General features: G+C 55.8%; 20 protein-coding genes and 1 other RNA gene. 13 read left to right on the forward strand and 8 right to left on the reverse strand.

The window, feature by feature from the left end; genetic code table 11:
* Positions 1–495 precede the first annotated feature (495 nt).
* From secG to PV407_RS14385, 6 genes are all read left to right on the forward strand, one after another.
* The gene (secG, locus tag PV407_RS14360) at positions 496–732 is read left to right on the forward strand and encodes a preprotein translocase subunit SecG (protein ID WP_332090612.1); all 237 of its coding nucleotides are present in this window, start codon (positions 496–498) and stop codon (positions 730–732) included.
* Positions 733–893: 161 nt separating this feature from the next.
* Positions 894–3,458 carry a ribonuclease R gene (rnr, locus tag PV407_RS14365; protein ID WP_332090613.1) on the forward strand — a complete coding sequence of 855 codons (2,565 nt, stop codon included), beginning with the start codon at positions 894–896 and terminating at the stop codon, positions 3,456–3,458.
* Between the two features lie 133 nt (positions 3,459–3,591).
* Positions 3,592–4,071 carry an SsrA-binding protein SmpB gene (smpB, locus tag PV407_RS14370; protein ID WP_332090614.1) on the forward strand — a complete coding sequence of 160 codons (480 nt, stop codon included), beginning with the start codon at positions 3,592–3,594 and terminating at the stop codon, positions 4,069–4,071.
* 187 nt (positions 4,072–4,258) lie between these two features.
* Positions 4,259–4,627, forward strand: a transfer-messenger RNA (tmRNA) gene (gene ssrA, locus PV407_RS14375).
* Between the two features lie 390 nt (positions 4,628–5,017).
* Positions 5,018–5,566 carry a 50S ribosomal protein L25 gene (locus tag PV407_RS14380; RefSeq protein ID WP_332090615.1) on the forward strand — a complete coding sequence of 183 codons (549 nt, stop codon included), beginning with the start codon at positions 5,018–5,020 and terminating at the stop codon, positions 5,564–5,566.
* A gap of 181 nt (positions 5,567–5,747) precedes the next feature.
* Positions 5,748–6,722 carry a diaminopimelate dehydrogenase gene (locus PV407_RS14385; RefSeq protein WP_332090616.1) on the forward strand — a complete coding sequence of 325 codons (975 nt, stop codon included), beginning with the start codon at positions 5,748–5,750 and terminating at the stop codon, positions 6,720–6,722.
* Between the two features lie 166 nt (positions 6,723–6,888).
* Here PV407_RS14385 and PV407_RS14390 read toward each other — a convergent pair whose 3' ends face one another.
* The 7 genes from PV407_RS14390 to PV407_RS14420 all read right to left on the reverse strand — a co-directional run bounded on the left by PV407_RS14390 (position 6,889) and on the right by PV407_RS14420 (position 13,323).
* The gene (locus tag PV407_RS14390; RefSeq protein ID WP_332090617.1) at positions 6,889–7,386 is read right to left on the reverse strand and encodes an SRPBCC family protein; all 498 of its coding nucleotides are present in this window, start codon (positions 7,384–7,386) and stop codon (positions 6,889–6,891) included.
* Complete coding sequence (locus tag PV407_RS14395) at positions 7,383–7,883, reverse strand: metalloregulator ArsR/SmtB family transcription factor (protein WP_332090632.1); 501 nt, start codon at positions 7,881–7,883, stop codon at positions 7,383–7,385. The genes PV407_RS14390 and PV407_RS14395 overlap by 4 nt, the downstream gene beginning before the upstream one ends.
* A 104-nt stretch (positions 7,884–7,987) precedes the next feature.
* Positions 7,988–8,905, reverse strand: coding sequence for an aldo/keto reductase (locus tag PV407_RS14400; RefSeq protein WP_332090618.1), 918 nt, complete (start codon positions 8,903–8,905; stop codon positions 7,988–7,990).
* Positions 8,906–9,183: 278 nt separating this feature from the next.
* Complete coding sequence (locus PV407_RS14405; RefSeq protein WP_332090619.1) at positions 9,184–10,635, reverse strand: esterase-like activity of phytase family protein; 1,452 nt, start codon at positions 10,633–10,635, stop codon at positions 9,184–9,186.
* Between the two features lie 196 nt (positions 10,636–10,831).
* Positions 10,832–12,241 carry a TraB/GumN family protein gene (locus PV407_RS14410; protein WP_332090620.1) on the reverse strand — a complete coding sequence of 470 codons (1,410 nt, stop codon included), beginning with the start codon at positions 12,239–12,241 and terminating at the stop codon, positions 10,832–10,834.
* A 120-nt stretch (positions 12,242–12,361) separates the two neighbouring features.
* Positions 12,362–12,760, reverse strand: coding sequence for a DUF5367 family protein (locus tag PV407_RS14415; protein WP_332090621.1), 399 nt, complete (start codon positions 12,758–12,760; stop codon positions 12,362–12,364).
* Positions 12,757–13,323, reverse strand: coding sequence for a TetR/AcrR family transcriptional regulator (locus PV407_RS14420; protein WP_332090622.1), 567 nt, complete (start codon positions 13,321–13,323; stop codon positions 12,757–12,759). Before PV407_RS14420 ends, PV407_RS14415 begins: the two co-directional genes overlap by 4 nt.
* A gap of 315 nt (positions 13,324–13,638) precedes the next feature.
* Here PV407_RS14420 and PV407_RS14425 point away from each other — a divergent pair, with 315 nt between their 5' ends.
* From PV407_RS14425 to PV407_RS14435, 3 genes are all read left to right on the forward strand, one after another.
* Positions 13,639–14,079 (forward strand): SRPBCC family protein, encoded by a 441-nt coding sequence (locus tag PV407_RS14425; RefSeq protein ID WP_332090623.1) that lies wholly within the window; start codon positions 13,639–13,641, stop codon positions 14,077–14,079.
* 213 nt (positions 14,080–14,292) lie between these two features.
* Positions 14,293–14,493 (forward strand): cold-shock protein, encoded by a 201-nt coding sequence (locus tag PV407_RS14430; RefSeq protein ID WP_332090624.1) that lies wholly within the window; start codon positions 14,293–14,295, stop codon positions 14,491–14,493.
* Positions 14,494–14,637: 144 nt separating this feature from the next.
* A complete protein-coding gene (locus tag PV407_RS14435; RefSeq protein ID WP_332090625.1) occupies positions 14,638–14,877 on the forward strand; it encodes a cold-shock protein in 240 nt (79 codons plus the stop codon).
* Between the two features lie 152 nt (positions 14,878–15,029).
* Here the strand turns inward: PV407_RS14435 and PV407_RS14440 are convergent, their stop codons facing one another.
* Positions 15,030–15,422: a hypothetical protein gene (locus PV407_RS14440; protein ID WP_332090626.1), complete on the reverse strand. Its 393-nt coding sequence runs from the start codon at positions 15,420–15,422 to the stop codon at positions 15,030–15,032.
* 216 nt (positions 15,423–15,638) lie between these two features.
* Between PV407_RS14440 and PV407_RS14445 the strand changes: the two genes are divergently transcribed.
* The 4 genes from PV407_RS14445 to PV407_RS14460 form a co-directional block, all read left to right on the forward strand.
* The gene (locus PV407_RS14445) at positions 15,639–16,589 is read left to right on the forward strand and encodes a ring-cleaving dioxygenase (protein ID WP_332090627.1); all 951 of its coding nucleotides are present in this window, start codon (positions 15,639–15,641) and stop codon (positions 16,587–16,589) included.
* A complete protein-coding gene (locus tag PV407_RS14450; RefSeq protein WP_332090628.1) occupies positions 16,586–17,218 on the forward strand; it encodes an alpha/beta hydrolase in 633 nt (210 codons plus the stop codon). The genes PV407_RS14445 and PV407_RS14450 overlap by 4 nt, the downstream gene beginning before the upstream one ends.
* Positions 17,219–17,363: 145 nt before the next feature.
* The gene (locus PV407_RS14455) at positions 17,364–17,939 is read left to right on the forward strand and encodes a TetR/AcrR family transcriptional regulator (protein ID WP_332090629.1); all 576 of its coding nucleotides are present in this window, start codon (positions 17,364–17,366) and stop codon (positions 17,937–17,939) included.
* A gap of 74 nt (positions 17,940–18,013) precedes the next feature.
* Positions 18,014–18,824: YhgE/Pip family protein (locus PV407_RS14460; protein ID WP_332090630.1), on the forward strand; the 811-nt coding region annotated here is incomplete at its 3' end.

Genomic DNA, 18,824 nt, shown 5'->3' on the forward strand with positions numbered 1-18,824 from the left:
ACCGTATTGTCGGATGGGCCGTACGGCTTGTTTTCTCGCTGCCTGTTTCGTCACCTTCCCTGGCGCGGCACCTCGCGCATATAGCTGGAATATGTCATGCTAATCCGACTCCTGGTAGGCATCCGTCTGGATTTGCGGGAAAGGCTCCCGGTAAATCAGCGTCGTTTCGGCGAATTGCGCGTTTCGGGCGAAATTATCGGGTTGTTTTCCTGTTTAAAGCTCCGGCAGTGGGGGGAGCGATACAAGTATCGGGAGGTTTTCCCGTTCGTTTTGTCTTTTTTCCAAACGGATGCTTCCTTCCCGCTTGATGTTTGCGGATCTTCCGATGCCGCTCCCTTTTTCCAATGCGACTTCCCTCGCTTGCGAACGACCCGTGTCCTTGTAATCCCGGTCGGACTATGGTACAATTAATTTTGCTTTGCAGATTCCTGATGAATATGTGGATCGACGATCATAAACGGAGATACATAGCGATTCGAATAGGGGGTGGATCAGATGGAAATTTTCTTGAAAATATTGCTGGTCATTGCATCGATCGGACTGATTGCAGTCGTTCTGCTGCAAAAAGGAAAGAGCGCGGGATTGTCCGGCGCCATCTCCGGCGGTGCGGAACACCTGTTCGGCAAGACGAAGGCGCGCGGTCTCGAGCTGCTCCTGTCCAGGGTGACGGTCGGGTTCGCGGTAGCGTTCTTCTTGTTGTCCCTAATCGTGGCTTATGTGGTCAAAGCATAAAGATCGAACCGAACGCAGCAGGGGTGCGAAAGCTCCTGCTGCTTTTTTCGTTGGACGCTTCTTTCGCTCGCCGTTTGCAATTCGGGCGGTTGAGCGGTACAAAAACGTCAATACTACATAGAAGAAGGAACTTATCAATCGATGAACCAAGGAGATGTTGTATGATCACGAAAGAAGAACTGCTCGAGTTTATGCGCGAGAAGGCGTATAAGCCGATGACGTATCAGGAGCTGGAAAAAAGCTTCGAAATTGCCGACGCCGAGTCGTTCAAGCAATTTTTGAAAATGCTGAACCAGCTCGAGGATGCGGGGGAAATTATTCGGACCCGGACGGAGCGCTACGGGGTGCCCGAACGGATGAACTTGCTGAAGGGCAAGCTGCAGGTGCACGCGAAAGGGTTCGGCTTCCTGCTGCCGGACGATAAGGAGCATCCCGACGTATACATTCACGCAAACGATATGAACGGCGGGATGAACGGGGATATCGTGCTGGCGCGGATTACGGCCAAAGGGGCGGCGGGCGGCCGGCTCGAAGGCGAAGTCGTCCGTATCGTAACCCGGGCGATCACGCAAATCGTCGGCACGTTCCAAAGCTTCGAAAGCTACGCCTTCGTCATGCCGGACGACAAGCGGATTACGAAAGACATTTTCGTTCCGAAGGAAGCGTTTCTCGGCGCCGTTACCGGGCAGAAGGTCGTCGTCGACATCGTCAAGTACCCGGAAGAACGCGCCGCCGCCGAAGGGCGCGTCGTGGAAATTTTGGGACATAAGGACGATCCCGGCGTCGATATTCTCTCGATCATTCGGAAATATCAGCTGCCCGAGGCGTTTCCGGACGATGTGATGGCGGAAGCGGAGCAGGTGCCGGATACGATCGTCGAAGCGGATTTGCAGGGGCGCCGGGATTTGCGCGACAAGCTGATCGTTACGATCGACGGCGAGGACGCCAAAGATTTGGACGACGCCGTCAATGTGGAGCGGCTGCCGAACGGCAACTATTTGCTCGGCGTCCATATCGCCGACGTCAGCTACTATGTGCGCGAAAATTCGGCGCTCGACCGGGAGGCGTACAACCGGGGCAACAGCGTTTATTTGGTCGACCGGGTTATTCCGATGCTGCCGCACCGGCTGTCCAACGGCATATGCAGCTTGAATCCGCGCGTGGACCGGCTGACGATGTCGTGCGAGATGGAGTTCGACGCGAATTGCAACGTCGTGCGCCACGACATTTTTACGAGCGTCATCAAAACGACGGAACGGATGACGTATTCGAACGTCCGAAAAATTTTGCAGGGCGAAGACGAGGAAGTGACGGAGCGGTACAGCCATTTGGTCGATTTTTTCAAGCTGATGGAAGAGCTGGCGATGAAGCTGCGCGGCAAACGGATGAAGCGCGGCGCGATCGACTTCGACTTTCAGGAAGCGAAAATTTTGGTCGATGAAAACGGGAAGCCGACCGATATCGTCAAACGCGAACGTTCGATCGCCGAGCAAATTATCGAAGAGTTCATGCTGGCCGCCAACGAAACGGTCGCCGAGCATTTCCATTGGCTGAAGGTGCCGTTTTTGTACCGGATTCATGAAAATCCGGACGGCGACAAGCTGCAGCATTTTATGGAGTTCATTACGAATTTCGGGTATGTGGTGAAGGGGAAAGGCAATACGGTTCATCCGCGCGCGCTGCAGACGCTGCTCGAGGAAATCCGCGGCACGAAGGAGGAGACGATCATCAGCACCGTCATGCTCCGCTCGATGAAGCAGGCGCGGTACGATGCGAACAGCTTGGGCCATTTCGGGCTCGCCGCGGAATTTTATTCGCATTTTACGTCTCCGATCCGGCGTTATCCGGACTTGATCATTCACCGGGTCATCCGCGAAGTGCTGGAAAACGGCGCTTTGTCCGAGCAGCGGCACGAATATTTGAGCAGCCGCATGGACGATATCGCGCGGCAATCGTCGGAGCGGGAGCGGCTGGCCGTCGACGCGGAGCGCGATACGGAGGCGCTGAAGAAAGCCGAGTATATGCTCGACAAAGTCGGCGAAGAGTTCGAAGGGATCATCAGCAGCGTCACCAACTTCGGCATATTCGTCGAGCTGGACAACACCGTGGAGGGGCTGATCCGGTTAAGCGATCTGCACGATGACTATTACCATTACCATGAAATGCAGCACGCCCTCATCGGCGAGCGGACGTCCAACATATACCGGATCGGCGACGAAGTGAAAGTGCGCGTCGCGCGGGTCAACCTGGACGAGCACAATATCGACTTTGAAATGGTCGACGCGCAGCGGCGCGAGCCGAAGGTGAGCCTCGTCGACGGACAGCGCGGCAAGCGAGGCAAGCGGGGAGACGATGGCGGCGAACGCGGCGAACGCGGGCGCGGACGAGGCGGCGTCGACGCGTGGGGCTTCAGCCGGCCCGGAGGTGGCAAGCGGGACGGGCGCGGCAAAGCGGCGGCTGACGGCGGATCGGCCGGAGCGGCCGAGGGCGCGGGCGGACGCGTAGGCGGCGACGACGGCGGCGAGTGGACGAACGTGCGGCCGGGACGCGGAGCGGGTGCCGCCGGCGGTCGCGGTCCGCGCGGACGAAGCGGAGCGAGAGCGGGAGCCTCGGCGCGAGGCGGCGGCAAGCGTCCCGGCGGGCTCGGCGCGGCGCCGCGCAAAAAGAACGGCGGCGGCGTCAAAGGCGGGGCGCTCGCCGGAGCGAAACGGCGCGGGAAAAAATAGCTATAGCGCGTCGCTCGCATTGATTTTGGCCGGGGAAGTTGATACAATGATCTCCTAGCGATGAACAAGTTTACGGTCCCCGCAAAGGATTAGAGTTCGCTTTGCGGGGCGTTCGCGGGAGGAGGGACCGGTCATGACCAAGAAGAGCGAGGGCAAGCTGCTTGCGCAAAACAAAAAAGCGTCGCACGATTATTTTATCGAGGACACGTTTGAGGCGGGGCTCGTCTTGACCGGAACCGAGATCAAATCGCTGCGCGGCGGCCGGGCGAACATATCCGATGCGTTTTGTACGATCCGCAACGGCGAAGCGTTCGTCAACAACATGCACATCAGCCCGTTCGAGCAGGGCAACCGGAACAATCCGAGCGATCCGACGCGGGCGAGAAAGCTGCTGCTGAAGAAGGAGCAGATCAACAAGCTGCTCGGACTCGCGAAGCAGCAGGGCTACACGATCGTTCCTTTGAAAGTGTATATCCGCAACGGCTACGCCAAGCTTTTGATCGGGCTCGCCCGAGGCAAGAAGCAGTACGACAAGCGCGAAAGCGAAGCGAAACGCGACGCCCAGCGCGACATCCAGCGTGCGCTCCGCGAGAAGCAGAAGGTCGCGCGGTAATCGCATGGCGCCGGATGAGCCGTCCATGGCATAACTGCCAAGCAGCGTTAAAGCTTCCATCAAGAAGCCGTCACGCCGGCTCGGAAATGTGGTATAATAGCAGTACGGCGTTGCTTAGCGCCGTCGGTTCCGGCTCCGACAAGCCGGCTTAGCGAAGGACCTCGTGCGAAACGGGACTTCCGATTACGGGGGCGTTTTTGGATTCGACGGGGATAGTTCGAGCATGAGTAGCGGGTAGTGGGGCTGCGGCCGCTTCAACAACGCGGATGCCAAATTTAAACGGCAAACAACAACAACCTTCTCTGGCTCTGGCCGCCTAATAACGGCCTCCAGGCTTCTACCCTCCATCGCCCATGTGGCGGGATAGGGGCTCAACCTTTAGTGGGATACGCTGTCTAGTCTCCGCCTGAGGCTAGCTGAAGAAGACAACCAGGCTGACCCGAAGGGAATCCGGTGACGGGGAGTCCCTAGGGTGACATCAAAACTGTCACTACACCCGTAGAAGCTGGTGTGGCGTTATCTTCGGACAGGGGTTCAACTCCCCTCGCCTCCATCAGATTACAAAAAGCACTGACCGTAACCGGTCAGTGCTTTTTGTCTTTAGAGGCGAGGGTAAGCGTATCCGAAGGAGGGCATTCGGGTTCGATCGCGCGGACCGGAGCGAAGCTGAGGGAGCATGACTGTGGGAAAGAAGCTTCGGCAGACGGCATACAACGCTCGATCTAATCGACAAGATGGTCATTCTGTGATATGGTAAAAGCATCCCATAGGCATTCTACTCTTCGGAGTGGAGTGCCTTCGTGCATACTTACGGGGATTTTACATTAAATGTATCCGATTGGATGTGGAGGTGGTGATGCTATGTTTCTCTCTGTAGCCCCGTCAGGGGTAGATTGTTTGCCTATGAAAAGGACTCAAAAATCGTATAAGGAGGAGCGAGCATAGCATGACCACTACTTATTTTCAAGCGGAGCCCCGCATGCGATTACATTCATCCGGACTTCGGGATTTGCGCAAATCCGGACGTCTGCCTGGAATAGTCTTCGGTAAAAATGCCGAGAATGAGATGATTCATATTTCAACGGCACAGTTTCAAAGATGGATGAAGCAGGGCGCAGCCGGGTTTATCGAGCTGCAATTTGAAGGGAAAGATCCGTTCACCGTACTGCTGGAGGATATTCAGCGTGACCCGGTTACGCGGGATTTGCTGCATGTCGATTTTCAGCAGGTGCAGACGAACGAAATTGTGCGTACAAAAATTCCGGTCAAATTCCATGGCACACCGGTAGGAACGAAGCAAGGCGGGGTTGTGCAAATCCAGCGTGCATTTATCGAGGTAGAGGCATTGCCGAATTATTTGCCGACTGAGGTTGAATTTGACATCGGGGGTATGGATGTCGGAGAAGCGTTGTACGTAAAAGATGCGAAGTTTACGTCAGAGGTTACGGTCATTTCAGAGAATAATGAGTTTCTTCTCTCGGTCGTTAAGCCTTAACTTCACCCATTCGTGTAAGGAGAATATCGTGCTTGCAGCGTGCCTGCAGGCACGACATTTTGTCCAGCATGGCTCATAGCTGGCGTTATTTCTATGCGCTTTAGGCGGTTACTTTGTTTAACCAGTGGCGGCCGAAGTGAGGGGACTGGAACATATTCAATAAATGACGGGGGTAATTAACTTGGACAAGATTAAAGTAGGCATAGTGGGTTACGGGAATTTGGGCCGTGGCGTTGAATCGGCCATTCGGCAAAATCCGGACATGGAGCTCGCGGCGATTTTTACTAGACGTCAACCCGAAAGCATGCCTTCAAAAGCAAAAATGGTACATATGTCTGAAATCGATAATTATATAGGGAAAATCGATGTGATGATCTTATGCGGCGGTTCGGCAACGGATTTACCGGAGCAAGGCCCGTCTATCGCCTCCATGTTCCATACCGTGGACAGCTTTGACAGGCACGCTAAAATCAATGAATATTTTGATTCGGTAGATGCTTCGGCAAAGAAAAGCGGACATGCCAGTGTAATTTCAACGGGATGGGACCCGGGACTGTTTTCGCTAAACCGTTTGCTGGCTGAAGCCGTATTACCTGAAGGAAAGGAATATACGTTCTGGGGCAAAGGGGTGAGTCAAGGGCATTCGGATGCGATTCGTCGAATTCAAGGCGTGAACAACGCGGTGCAGTATACGGTTCCTAATGAGGGAGCGGTTAACCTGGTAAGAAAGGGAGAGAATCCGGTATTGTCCGCAAGAGATAAGCACCTGAGAGAATGCTTCGTTGTAGCGGAGCCTGGTGAAGATCTGTCTCGCATCGAAAAAGAGATTACAACGATGCCGGACTATTTTGCCGATTACGAAACCCAAGTCCATTTTATTAGTGCCGGAGAATTGCAGGAGAAACATTCTTTAATGCCTCACGGAGGACTTGTTCTTAGAAGCGGGATAACAGGAGCCGATAACAAGCAAATTATAGAATTTGGACTTAATCTGGCCAGCAACCCTGAATTTACCGGCAGTGTATTGGTCGCTTATGCTAGAGCAATCAGCAGATTTGCGAAGGAAGGCTTTGTAGGGGCGAAAACGGTATTCGATATTCCTTTTGGGTACTTGTCACCCAAATCGGACGAACAGCTTAGAAGAGAGTTGTTATAACGTTCTCAAATCTCGTAAACATGGCGGCGGATTGTGGATTTGCTCGCCTCCATTAAGCTGAAAGCAAAAGCACTAACCGATCATAGGGTTAGTGCTTTTTGCCTTATTTTGGGGGCTTGGAAGGAGGACATTAAAGGCTGCGGCAATTTGCCGCAGCCCGCGTCGTTCATTTGCTTTTCAATCTGTTCAACAGATCGGCCAGTTTGCTGAATGAATCATTGAGACCGCCCTCCATGCCGGATTGCAGCATGCCGTCCCGATCCGCCACATTGCGGAAGACCGATTCGATCAAAAGCTTCGTCCGCCCACCAGGCAATGGTTTGAATGTTGCCGTTTCCAGCGTCACATGGCCCTTTTCCGGAAGTCCCTCATACTCGAACGTTTGAATAATTCTCTCGGGGGCTGTCACCTCATGGAGCACGCCGTGAAAAGCGTACGAGCCTCCTTTATCGTCGTGATGAATGAATCGCCAGGAGCCTCCGTCGCGAGATTCAAATTTATCCATTGTCATAGTATATTTGCGAGGCACATTCCATTCTTTATACAACTCTGCATCGGTAAAAGCTTCGAATACAAGCTCCCGGGGCGCGTCGAACTCCCTCTCGATTATAATGACCTGCTTGCCCGGCTCTGCGGTAATTTTGGTTTCGAGACTCGTCGTCATTGTCCATCTTTCCTTTCCAAATTGGATGTGTGTAGCTGGTCCTTGCGTGCTTGCAACAAACGATCCAACTTCTTAAATCGTTCGCTCCACATTAGCCGAAACTGCCTTGCCCACTCTTCCACCACGACCATCGTCTCCGGGTTCAGACTGTAAATGCGCTGCTGCGCCTTCTTCTCCACCTCCAATACGTTCGCTTGCCGGAGCACCTTCAGATGCTTGGATATCGCCTGAGGACCAACGTGAAAATGGCTGGATATTTCGGTCGCGGTCAACGAACCTTGAGTGGCCAACAATTCGATAATGTGCCGCCTTATGGGGTCTCCTATCGCTGCGAAAGCATCCAAGGAGGCTGTGGTTATTAACGGGGCAGGGCAACGTTCATGATTATGTTCCTGACAGATCGAGAAGGGTATCGTCAGTACAATTCGACTCCGAGCACTGTGCAAAGAGCCCCAAAGCAATAGGCACAGAGTAAGACGAAAGTGATTACTAGGCATTTCCGGCAACTTAGCAAGCCACCTGCCGGAATATCAAAAAGATCGCCAATATCCCTGGCCAGAAAGGCCGGATAAAGGCGATCTTTTTCGTTGATACTTGCACCCTAAGGCAAAACATTCCCCGCCGCGCGATAAATCGCATACCATTCCTCGCGCGAGAGATGGACCTCGCCGGCTTTGCAGCAATCCTTCAGGCGCTCGATGTTCATCGTGCCGGTAACCGGCTGCATGCGCGCCGGATGGCGCAAAAGCCACGCGATCGCGATGGTCGTATTGCTCACCTCGTATTTGGCCGCGATTTCGTCGATGGCTTTGTTCAGCTCCGGGAACTTTTCGTTTCCGAGGAAGACGCCTTCGAAAAATCCGTACTGGAACGGCGACCAAGGCTGGATCGTAATATCGTGCAGTCTGCAAAAATCGAGCACGCTGCCGTCCCGGTTGATCGCGGAATCGTTCTCCATGTTCACGTTAATGCCGCTGGAAATCATCGTCGCGTTCGTAATGCTCAGCTGCAGTTGATTGGCGACGAGCGGCTGCTTGACGAATTTGCGCAGCAGCTGGATTTGCATCGGATTTTGGTTGGATACGCCGAAATGCCGCACTTTGCCCGAGCTTTCGAGAAGATCGAATGCTTCCGCGACCTCCTCCGGCTCGACGAGCGCATCCGGACGATGCAGCAGCAAAACGTCCAAATAATCGGTCCGCAGCCGCTTCAAGATGCCGTCGACCGACTCCAAAATATGCTGCTTGGAAAAGTCGAACATCCCTTTGCGGATGCCGCATTTGGACTGCAGGATAATTTTTTCGCGTACGGCGGCGTTCATTCCGATCGCATCCGCGAATATTTCCTCGCACGTACCCCCGCCGTAAATATCCGCATGATCGAAAAAGTTCGCGCCTTCCTCCAGCGCCGTTTGGACGAAACGCTCGGCCTCGGGTTTGCTCAGCGATTTGATGCGCATGCAGCCGACCGCGACGACCGGTACTTCCAACGTGCTCGTTCCGAGCTTTATCGTTCTCACGATTCGTTTCCTCCTTTTGATAGCCCGTCCGATTGTGCCGCGGGAGCCGGTTTTTCAAGCATGCGGACAATGGAAGGCTTTTTTTCGCCATTTGGTTCCCTTCTTTATTGTATCGAGCTGGCGCAAGAAATGTAAGAAGTGAAATTTGTTTAACTAGGTAAACGGAACAGAAGCTCCTTCTCCGAACAGTACCGGGCTCGCTCCATTCCGCGCCAAAAGCCGAACAAACGCGCGCAACCCGGCCGGAACCGGGTTGCGCGCGGGTTTGCATAAGACAATCACTTGATCGTATAAGGCAGCTTGAACGTCCAGAGCTCGGTGCCGTTTTCCGGGGAGGTGCTGCCCAAGCCGAAATCGTTGTCGTTCACAATCACGATCGTATGGCCGTCCACGAGCGACAAGCCTTCGACTTTCTCGTAAGGGAATCGGAAAGCGGCCAGATCGACGACGGTGCGCTTGGAGGGAGGCGCAATGCCGTTTGCTTTCAACTCTTCGACGGTCATCTGCTCCAGCGTCTTCCCGGCGGTCGCGGTGTCGTCGTACTTGCCGAGGATGTTTGTCGCCTCCGACAGGTCGACGCTGAAGATCCGCTTCAGTTGGACTTTGTCTCCGGCGTTTTTGTCGCGTTCGTCGATGAGCAGCGTGTTCTCGTTCACGGCAACCAGATCCGAAATGACGATATCGGATTGCTTCAAATCGGCGAACGGCGACGCGTCTTCGGTCAAGTAGGCGAATTCGGCTACCGGCTGCAGCGTCGCCAAGTCGAATTTGATGATGCGCAATTGACGCGAGCCGTCCGTTTCCTTGCCCGGATTGCGCAGCGGGCTTTGCATCGCCATGAACATATAGTTGCCGTCCGGCGTTATGCCAACCGCTTCGGCGCCGCGGTTTTGCCGGAGCTTGTTGTAAACGGCCGGCAGCGTTTCGCGCGCGGGAACGAGCGGAGCGGACAGTTGAGCGGCCCAGCCCTGCGGCACGATGCGCTCAATCAGGGTGCCGTCGCGTTTCACATGGACGATGGACGGGCCGTATTCGTCGGAAAGCCAAAACGTATCGTCCTTCGGATTGTAGGCGAGCCCTTCCACATCGAGGCCGTACGGGTCGTACGCGAGCTCTTTCTCCCCTTTGGGGTCGTAAGCGGCCTCGTCCCGGTCTTTGATGTTCGGGAGACCGGTAATGTCGGCTTTGCCGGATACGGGGTCGACTCCGTTCACTTTGAGCGGGGTTTGCTCGAGAATGTTGATCTGTCCGTCGGCAATTTGAATTTTGTAGATCGTCGGCGTGTAGGCGGGAAGCGGGAACGTTTTGACGGATTTGCCGTTCACGGTCGCATCGCCGTTAGGTCCGCGGTCGGCGGTCGTATAGAAGACGTTGTCCGGATCGCCCGACAGGTGGAGCAGCGAGGACCCGATGCCCATTTTGATCCCTTCGGCCAAGTCGGGTGCGGCGAGCTTGTATTTGCCGGACAGCGTCGGCACGTCCGTTAATGCGACGCTGTTGCGGAATTCGTCCCAATCCACATATTTGCCGATCACTTCGCCGAAGGCGCGAAGGGGCAAATACAGGTGGCCGTCGAGGTTAACGGCCGTGGAGGAGGGCGAAACCGCTTGTCCGTTGTTCGTGTAGGTGACCGCCTCGGCGGTCGTCCCCTTCTTTTCTTCCGCGAATGCGCCGCTGGCGGTCGTCGTAAGCGCGAGCGCCGCCGAGGCGGCAATAAGCCATTTTTTCATGTGTGCTGCTGCTCCCTTCGTCGGTTCCTGTTTCTGTTTTTTCTTGGAAATGATATCAACCGATTATTAACGCGAAACCAACACGCCGTAAATGTTTTGTAAAGTTTTCGTTGGACGGGGAGCGAAGCGGTTCGACGCGAACAAAAAAACAAGCCTTCGTGACGAAGGCTTGTTTTTGCCCGGCGCCATGGCGCGTCTATTCCTGGACGAACCGGACGTCGTACCCTTTTTGCTTCAGCTTGTCGATCACCATATCTTTCACCGTAAAATGGGCGGCGCCGACGACTATGAAATAGGTCGACGATCCGTCCTGCTCCAGCAGCTCGGACAGCTTGTTCGCCATGTTTCGATCCCGCTCTCCGAGCAGCCGCTGCGCCGTCCCGCTGTTTTGCGCGAGCTGCAGCGATTCGGAGTATGCTTTCGTAAAGCCTTCCGCGTCGCCCTTCGCCCACAGCAGCTGCCAGTTTTTAAACTGGACGGCGGGGTCCGGTTCGGAAGCGTTCGGATTCAAAATGGAGTCCAGCAGCTGGTTCAGCTCTTTTTCTTGTTGCTCCGGAGGAACGCTGCTCAACAGGTCCCCCTGCAGCTTAACGCCCTCCAATTCATGAACCGGTTTTCCGGCAAACATCGCACGCAGCGTAAAATACAGATCGACGCCGGAGTTGGTCGCTTGAGCGATGTCTTCGGGCTTGGCCATGAGCGTCGTAAGCGACAGATTGCCGGAAATGACCCAAGGCTTGAGCGCGTCGAACGACTGCGGAGGCAGGTTCAGCTTCTCGGCGACGCTTTGCAGCTTCGCGTACGTTTCCGGCGCAACATGATCTTTCAAGGTCGTTCCGTCATCGTAAGTCGTCAATGTCATAAAATAGTTCATCGCCTCTCGGTCGCTCGAGAGCAAATTCGCTTCGACCCAAAGGGCGTCCGACGATTCGAACGCGTCCGTCACGCGTTTATGCAGCGGATACATATCCGGAATGCCCAGATGGATCGATCCGAGCAAGTAGAGCGTGTTGCCGCCTTTGGTCACCTTCCAAAACAGGCCGTTCGCGCCTTTGCCGGCGGTTTCGTACGCGTATCGGACGAGCCGGCTTGCGAAAACGGCCGCTTGCTCGACGGTGCAAGGCCGGTCCAGCTCGAGACCGTACTCCGTTCCGTTCACGATGCCCTGCTGCTGCAAATAGCCGATCGGATCGTTCCGACCGATCTCGAACGATTCCGGCAGCTCGTAGCGGGTCAATACGCCGTATATGGAGCGCAAAACCGTGTCTCTGGTCAGAATCGCATCGGCGGCCGGCCTTTCGGATGCGTGCTTCGTCTGCTTGGAAAAGCCTAGCGCGTCCAGCTTCGATGCCGTAGCGTCCAGCAGCGATTGAAATTTGTCTTGAGCGATCGGCTGTTGAAACGTACCGTCATCGTACCAAGAAAGCGGGAAGATGCCGTATTTTTCTCCCTCATGCAGGATCGATACGGACCACGGGCTGATCGCGGGGACCGGGGCGGCCGCTTCGTTCGCCCGCAAGGGCAGAACGCTGCCGAGCAGGAGCGCGGCGCCGAGCAAGCCGCTCGCCGCACGGCGGCTCCATTTGTTCCAGGTGATGCGTTTCATGCGAGAACCTCCGGAAAAAGAAATATGTAAGCCAAACTATTATAACGCACCCGCCAGGCCCCAACAAATTAGTCAGGTAAAAAGTCCCTGAAGGGGAACGGATCGAGTCCCCGCGAACGTCTATCGCTTCCACGAAAACAGCCCGGTCGCCAACACCAAACTATACGCCCAAAGCAGCCAGGCCGCCAAAAGCGGGACGCTCTCGCCGGATATCGCCGGAAAGACGATCCGATGAAGGGGCACCGAAACGATATCGAGAAGCATGCCGGGCAAAGCAATGCATACGGCGAGACGAAGCCGGTCCGCCGGCGGAATGTGGAACTTGAAATATAGGGGAAACGTACAGCCGCAAATGACCGGTACGGCGGCCAAGAAGCTTACGGCTGTTTTCACCCGATTGTCGGCGTCGATCAGCCAATCCCCGAACAAGTGAAAGACGACGGTCGCCGCAAGCCAAAGGAGGAACCCCCACAGCAGAAAAAACGGTTCGCGGCGCTTGTAGGCCGGCATCGCATTCATCGGTTCGCCTCCTTCGTCAAAAAGGCGAGCAGCCGCTGCAGCGCATCGAAAATCGCATCTTTCGGGAACGCTTCGTCCAGCAAAGCTTGCACCGCGAGCCCGTCGATCAGGGCGTTCATCAAGACGCCCCAATGCTCCATCGGAATCCCGTCCACGGGCGAAGCTTCCCATCGGGAGGCCAGCATGCCGGTCAGCTGCCCGTTTTCTTGCCGGATCATCGAACCGAGACGCCCGCGGTTCGGTTGAAACGAAAGGCTGGCGGCCATGGATGCGAAAAAGAGCCGATGGTAGGCCGAATCGTATCCGCATCTTTCTCGGGCGGCTTGCAGCGCTTCTTCCAGGCTGCCGTGGCCCTGCTTCCGCCACGAGGAGTCGCACAGGCTTTGAACGAGCTCGATCATGAGCTGCTCTTTCGTCCGAAAATGGTAAAACACGGTTCCTTGACTGACGTTCGCCCGGTCGGCGACCGCTTTTAAAGTCGTTTTTTCGATTCCGTTCTCGGCAAGGCATTGCTGCGCGGCTTGCAGCAGCTCTTCCTTGGTGACGACATTCGGTTTGGCCATGCGGTCACGCTCCTTTTAGTGAGTTAGTTAAATGACTAACTATGATGATTTATTATAAGCATCCGCCGTTGATTTGGCAAATGAACGTTTTAGGCGCTTAAAAGATCGCATCGTTAAGAAAAAAGGAGGAAAACTGGTATCAAAGAAAGCAACCTTCGCTCTCCGGCAAGGTGTGTGTGTATGGAGACCGCGACCGACGAATTCGGCGGCAACCGCAAAACTTGAATCAAACTAGCTCCCGCTGTCTTTCTGCTGTAAGCCGACCCTAAGAACGGTATCGAAAACGAAGCCCGAAACGGGCAAGGAGGAGTTCGTATGGTAGACGTTTCAACGGACATCATCATAAACCGCCCCCGCGACGAAGTGGCGGCCTATGCCGCCGATCCCGACCATGCTCCCGAATGGTACGTCAATATCGAATCGGCGGAATGGCTGTCGCCGAAACCGCTTGCGGTCGGCTCCCGAATCGCGTTCAAAGCCCGTTTTCTCGGGAAGACGCTTGCTTACGTTTACGAAATCGCGGAATATGTGCCGGGAGAACGGCTGGTTATGAGAACGGCCGACGGCCCGTTTCCGATGGAAACGACGTATGGCTGGGAAGCGGCGGACGCCGGCTCGACCCGGATGACGCTGCGCAACAAAGGGAAGCCGAGCGGGTTTTTCAAAATAGGGGCGCCTTTGATGGCGACGATGATGCGGAAAGCAAACCGGAAAGACTTGAGTACGATCAAGCATATTTTGGAGCATCGAAAATAAAAATGAGGGGATTGGCGCTTTTTTTGTTGAAAATATTTGTTTTTCAAACCAATACGTGTTATGATGAACGTAATCATGATCGAAACCTATTCACATATTGTAAAGGGTTGCTATTCGGTTATAGAGCAGGAACCTTTTCCAATATGTGAATTTTTATTTTTCCAAAGCGAAAAAGAGAAAATCATGTAAATTTCAAATGTGGAGGTACATTCCATGCAAACAGGAACAGTGAAATGGTTTAACGCGGAGAAAGGCTTCGGCTTCATCGAGGTCGAAGGCGGCAACGACGTATTCGTGCATTTCAGCGCGATTACGGGCGAAGGCTTCAAATCGTTGGACGAAGGCCAGCGCGTACAATTCAATGTCGTGCAAGGCAACCGCGGTCCGCAAGCGGACAACGTCGTAAAACTGTAACATTTGGACAAAAGCTGCCCCACATGTACAAGTTGGGGCAGCTTTTGTCATATAATATACGGATTGGGCCGGCGGATCGCGGGTGAAAGTCGCCGAAGTAATTTTTGGCTGTTTGGGGCAAACTAGGCAGAGGAGGGGCTTATCATGTTTTCGAGGAAAAAGCAGATCGAAGAAGTTCCGGAACAGCTGACGGCCATCTGGCAGTGTACGAACGACGAATGCAACGGCTGGATGAGGGAGGAGTTCGCCTTCGAGGCCGAACCGACTTGCCGGCAATGCGCGTCACCGATGCAGCGTAACTCGAGGATGCTCCCTATGCTGGTCAACACGAGCGGCGATCAAAGAGCGATCAAGCTCAGTATTCCGAACGGCAATCCGGGCTAACCGCGAATCGCAGCCACCAGGCATATTCGCACGAACCGCCGTATATGCCGAAAGAGCCGGTCCTTGATAAGGGACTCGGCTCTTTTCGTTTTTTCCGCACGATGCCGTCGTATGACAGCGCTTGTTTTGGCGTATGCAGCGCCCGATCGCCGTTAATGTCTCCCGTACGCGCTGTCCGTTACGATCTCGCGCAGCTCCGCCTTGTGCGATTCGTACTGCTGCAGCGTGATGCTGCCGCTGGCGTAGCGCGAGTCGAGCTGTTCCTTCAGCTGGGCGATCTGCAGCTCGATGACGGGCTGCACGTCTTTGTCGTTGGCCGCGGCGATGTCGGCCAAGCTGCGGCCGGAATAAAGCGCGTCGTGCACTTCTTCGTCGGAGGCGACTCCGAGCGCTTGCCGGAACTCGTCCAGCGCGGAGGCGCCGAGCGTTTTGCTGCCGAGCGGGCATATATCGGACTGGGCGTATGTTTTATCGTCTTGCAGGACGGAGCCGATCGAAATGACGAGCGCCATCGTGCCAACCAGGATGAATTGCTTTGGACTCATGAACCATCCTCATCTCCGAAAAAAGTCATTCTCTCTATAATACGAGCGAACGGGCGAAGAAGTTACAACAAAATTTGTGACGATTCTTCGGCTCTTGCCAAACGGACGATTATGGTGTATATTTATCTTAAATTAAAGATAATTAATTTTAAGATTGTTGCATGCGATCGGCATTGCCGCCGAAAGCTAACGACATAAACGAGGAGGACGAAGAACATGACGATGAAAACGGCGGGCATTCACCACATTACGGCGTTCGTGACGGACGCGCAGCGGAACGTCGATTTTTATGCAGGGGTGCTCGGGCTGCGGCTCGTGAAAAAGACGATCAATTTCGACGCGCCCGAAGTGTACCATCTGTACTTCGGCAACGAAATGGGCAGCCCGGGCACGGCCATCACGTTTTTCCCGTGGGCCGGATCGCGGCGAGGACGAATCGGCGGAGGTCAGGTCGGCTATACCGTATACGCCGTGCCGCCGGGATCCTTCGATTTTTGGCAGGAGCGGCTGCGGAAGCTGAACGTGCCGTTCACGCCGGTCGAACGGTTCGGCGAAACGTACATCCGGTTTGCCGACCCGGACGGTCTCGGCATCGAAATGGTCGAGCGCGAGCAAGGGACCCCGAGCCGATGGTCGTTCGGCGGCGTACCCGCGGACAAAGCGATCAAAGGGTTCGGCGGCGCCGTGCTGAACAGCATCGCCCCGGACAAAACGCGCCATTTGCTGGAGCACGTGATGGGGCTCGAGCTGGTCGCCGAGGAAGGCGACTTGGCTCGCTACCGCGCGGCCGGCGATATCGGCAACATCATCGATATCAATCGCGTGCCGGTCGGCTGGGGCATTGGCGGAGCCGGCACGGTTCATCATATCGCCTGGCGGGCGAAGGACGAGGAAGATCACCGGAGTTGGCGGGAGCACGTGCTGAGCAACGGCTACAAGGTGACCCCGGTCATCGACCGGCAATATTTCAACGCCGTTTATTTCCGCGAAGAGGGCGGCATCTTGTTCGAGATCGCTTCCGACACGCCGGGCTTCGACTACGACGAGCCGTTCGAATCGCTCGGCGAGAAGCTGATGCTTCCGGAATGGCTGGAAGCGCGGCGGGACGAGGTCGCGCGGGGACTGCCGCCGATCGAAGTGCGCGTATTGGAGGAGGATGCACGATGAAGCATATATTCAAGCAGGGTACCGACCGGGACGCGCCGCTGCTCGTGCTGCTGCACGGCACGGGCGGGACGGAGCGGGACTTGCTGCCGCTGGCCGAGGCGATTTCGCCGGCATCGTCCGTGCTGAGCGTGCGCGGGAACGTGCTTGAGCGCGGCATGCCGAGATTTTTCCGGCGTTTGGCGGAAGGGGTTTTCGACGAGGAGGATCTCGTCTTCCGGACGAAGGAGCTGTACGATTTTTTGGCCGACGCATCGCGGCAGTACGAATTCGACCGCGGCAACGCGGTAGCCGTCGGTTATTCGAACGGCGCCAACATTGCGGGCAGCCTGCTGTTCCATTACAAGGACGCGTTTCGCGGGGCCGTTTTGCATCACCCGATGGTGCCGCGGCGGGGCGTCGCGCTTCCCGATCTGTCGGAAACGGCCGTCTGGATCGGAGCCGGCACGAACGACCCGATATGCCCGGCGTCGGAAACGGAGGAATTGAGCCGGCTGCTGGAAGGAGCCGGGGCGTCCGTGGACGTCCATTGGGAGCATCACGGTCACCGGCTTACGGGCTCCGAGGTGCAGGCAGCGGCCGGATGGTTCGGGCGGCATTTCGGCGGAAAAGGAACGAAGCACAGCGGATAAGAAGAAGGGCGCCGGCCTCCGGACGAGGCTCGGCGCCTTTTGTTTTCGCGTAATAATTTCTTGCAAAATGAAAACGGCGGTGATACAATAATTCTCGACTAAATGACCGAAAATGAATTTTGGTCAATCGGTCGGGGGTGACACGATGACGGTTGATCGGCGCAAGTTGATCGTCGAGGCGGCGGCGAAGTCGTTCGCGCTGTTCGGCTATAAGGCGACGACGATGGATCAGGTGGCCAAAATCGCGGGAGTGGGCAAAGGAACGATCTACACGTTTTTCGCCAACAAGGAAGAGCTGTTCCAGGACATTATGAGCAGGCTCCTTCACGAGATGAGGCTTGTGGCGGAAGACGTCGTAAGGCCGGAACGCAACTTTTTCGACAATTTGCATCAGGTGCTCGACCGGCTGCTCGATTTCCGCGAGGAGCACGAGCTGGCGATCAAGCTTGCCCAGGAAGTGAAGGAGATCGGTACGCCGATGGCGCAGGAGGGCATCCAGCAAATCGAGAAGGCGATCGTCGGCTACATCCGGCATCAAGTGCGGCTGGCGATGGAGAAAGGCGAGATCAAGCGCTGCGACCCGGAGCTTACCGCTTTCGTCATGCTGAAGCTGTATACGGCGCTCACCGCGGATTGGAAAAAGTCGCACGAGCCGCTGGGCAAGAACGAAGTCGCCGAGCTGCTGCGCTTTTATTTGCAGGGAGGTTTGGCTCCGGATTAACCGGATGCCGTTTTTTTCACTATAAAATGACCGAATGACGAAAACGGTCATTACGTTTAAGGGAGTGGAGTTTCATGTTGAAAGGCTTGAGGCAGTTTGGCAAAGAGCTGGCCGCGATCGGACGAAACCCGAAGGTGCTCATTCCGGTCATCGCGGTCATCCTGATCCCGGTGCTTTATTCGGCGCTGTTTCTCGGGGCGTTCTGGGACCCGTACGGGAGGCTCGACGAATTGCCCGTGGCGGTCGTGAACCGGGACAAAGGAACCGACTTTAACGGCACGGCGCTGCATATCGGCGACGATTTCGAGAAAAAGCTGCAGGACAACCGGCAGTTCGACTGGAAGTTCGTCAGCAAGGAAGAAGCGGAAGCGGGGCTGGCGAACAACGCATACTATATGGCCATCGAAATTCCGGAAGATTTCTCGGAGAAGACGACGACGCTGACGACCGATCATCCGACGCCGGCGCGGCTGACGTTTCTCCCGAACGAAAGCTACAACTTTTTGGCGTCCCAAATCGGCAATACGGCCGTCGAAAAAATGAAAGCATTGCTGAACAAGGAAGTGACCGAGGCGTACGCGAAAACGGTGTTCGGGCAAATCGAGCAGCTCGCCAGCGGCATCGGCCAGGCAAGCGAGGGCGCCGGCAAATTGGCGGACGGCACGGCGAAGGCGAAGGACGGCGCGCTGCAAATCGAGCAAAATTTGCAGAAGCTGGCCAGCGGCTCGTTGACGCTCCAGGACGGCGTCGATCGGCTCGCCGGAGGCGGCGCGCAGCTGCGGCAGGGCGCCGCGGGGCTCGACGCCGGCGCCGCCGAGCTTGCGGCCGGGCTGGCCCAGCTTAGCGCGGCGCAGCAGCAGCTGGGCGAAGGCGCGGCCGAGCTCG

The sequence above is a fragment of the Paenibacillus sp. GYB003 genome, from assembly GCF_036577625.1.
Classification (GTDB): Bacteria; Bacillota; Bacilli; order Paenibacillales; family NBRC-103111; genus Paenibacillus_AB.

What these genes read in the sequence shown, in the direction of transcription:
- PV407_RS14425 (WP_332090623.1), top strand. Translation starts at nt 13,639, where the DNA reads ATGGTAGACGTTTCAACGGACATCATCATAAACCGCCCCCGCGACGAA.
- smpB (WP_332090614.1), top strand. Translation starts at nt 3,592, where the DNA reads ATGACCAAGAAGAGCGAGGGCAAGCTGCTTGCGCAAAACAAAAAAGCG.
- PV407_RS14405 (WP_332090619.1), bottom strand. Translation starts at nt 10,635, where the DNA reads ATGAAAAAATGGCTTATTGCCGCCTCGGCGGCGCTCGCGCTTACGACG.
- PV407_RS14450 (WP_332090628.1), top strand. Translation starts at nt 16,586, where the DNA reads ATGAAGCATATATTCAAGCAGGGTACCGACCGGGACGCGCCGCTGCTC.
- PV407_RS14455 (WP_332090629.1), top strand. Translation starts at nt 17,364, where the DNA reads ATGACGGTTGATCGGCGCAAGTTGATCGTCGAGGCGGCGGCGAAGTCG.
- PV407_RS14380 (WP_332090615.1), top strand. Translation starts at nt 5,018, where the DNA reads ATGACCACTACTTATTTTCAAGCGGAGCCCCGCATGCGATTACATTCA.
- PV407_RS14440 (WP_332090626.1), bottom strand. Translation starts at nt 15,422, where the DNA reads ATGAGTCCAAAGCAATTCATCCTGGTTGGCACGATGGCGCTCGTCATT.
- PV407_RS14410 (WP_332090620.1), bottom strand. Translation starts at nt 12,241, where the DNA reads ATGAAACGCATCACCTGGAACAAATGGAGCCGCCGTGCGGCGAGCGGC.
- PV407_RS14445 (WP_332090627.1), top strand. Translation starts at nt 15,639, where the DNA reads ATGACGATGAAAACGGCGGGCATTCACCACATTACGGCGTTCGTGACG.
- PV407_RS14420 (WP_332090622.1), bottom strand. Translation starts at nt 13,323, where the DNA reads ATGGCCAAACCGAATGTCGTCACCAAGGAAGAGCTGCTGCAAGCCGCG.
- PV407_RS14415 (WP_332090621.1), bottom strand. Translation starts at nt 12,760, where the DNA reads ATGAATGCGATGCCGGCCTACAAGCGCCGCGAACCGTTTTTTCTGCTG.
- PV407_RS14395 (WP_332090632.1), bottom strand. Translation starts at nt 7,883, where the DNA reads ATGCCTAGTAATCACTTTCGTCTTACTCTGTGCCTATTGCTTTGGGGC.
- PV407_RS14435 (WP_332090625.1), top strand. Translation starts at nt 14,638, where the DNA reads ATGTTTTCGAGGAAAAAGCAGATCGAAGAAGTTCCGGAACAGCTGACG.
- secG (WP_332090612.1), top strand. Translation starts at nt 496, where the DNA reads ATGGAAATTTTCTTGAAAATATTGCTGGTCATTGCATCGATCGGACTG.
- rnr (WP_332090613.1), top strand. Translation starts at nt 894, where the DNA reads ATGATCACGAAAGAAGAACTGCTCGAGTTTATGCGCGAGAAGGCGTAT.
- PV407_RS14390 (WP_332090617.1), bottom strand. Translation starts at nt 7,386, where the DNA reads ATGACGACGAGTCTCGAAACCAAAATTACCGCAGAGCCGGGCAAGCAG.
- PV407_RS14430 (WP_332090624.1), top strand. Translation starts at nt 14,293, where the DNA reads ATGCAAACAGGAACAGTGAAATGGTTTAACGCGGAGAAAGGCTTCGGC.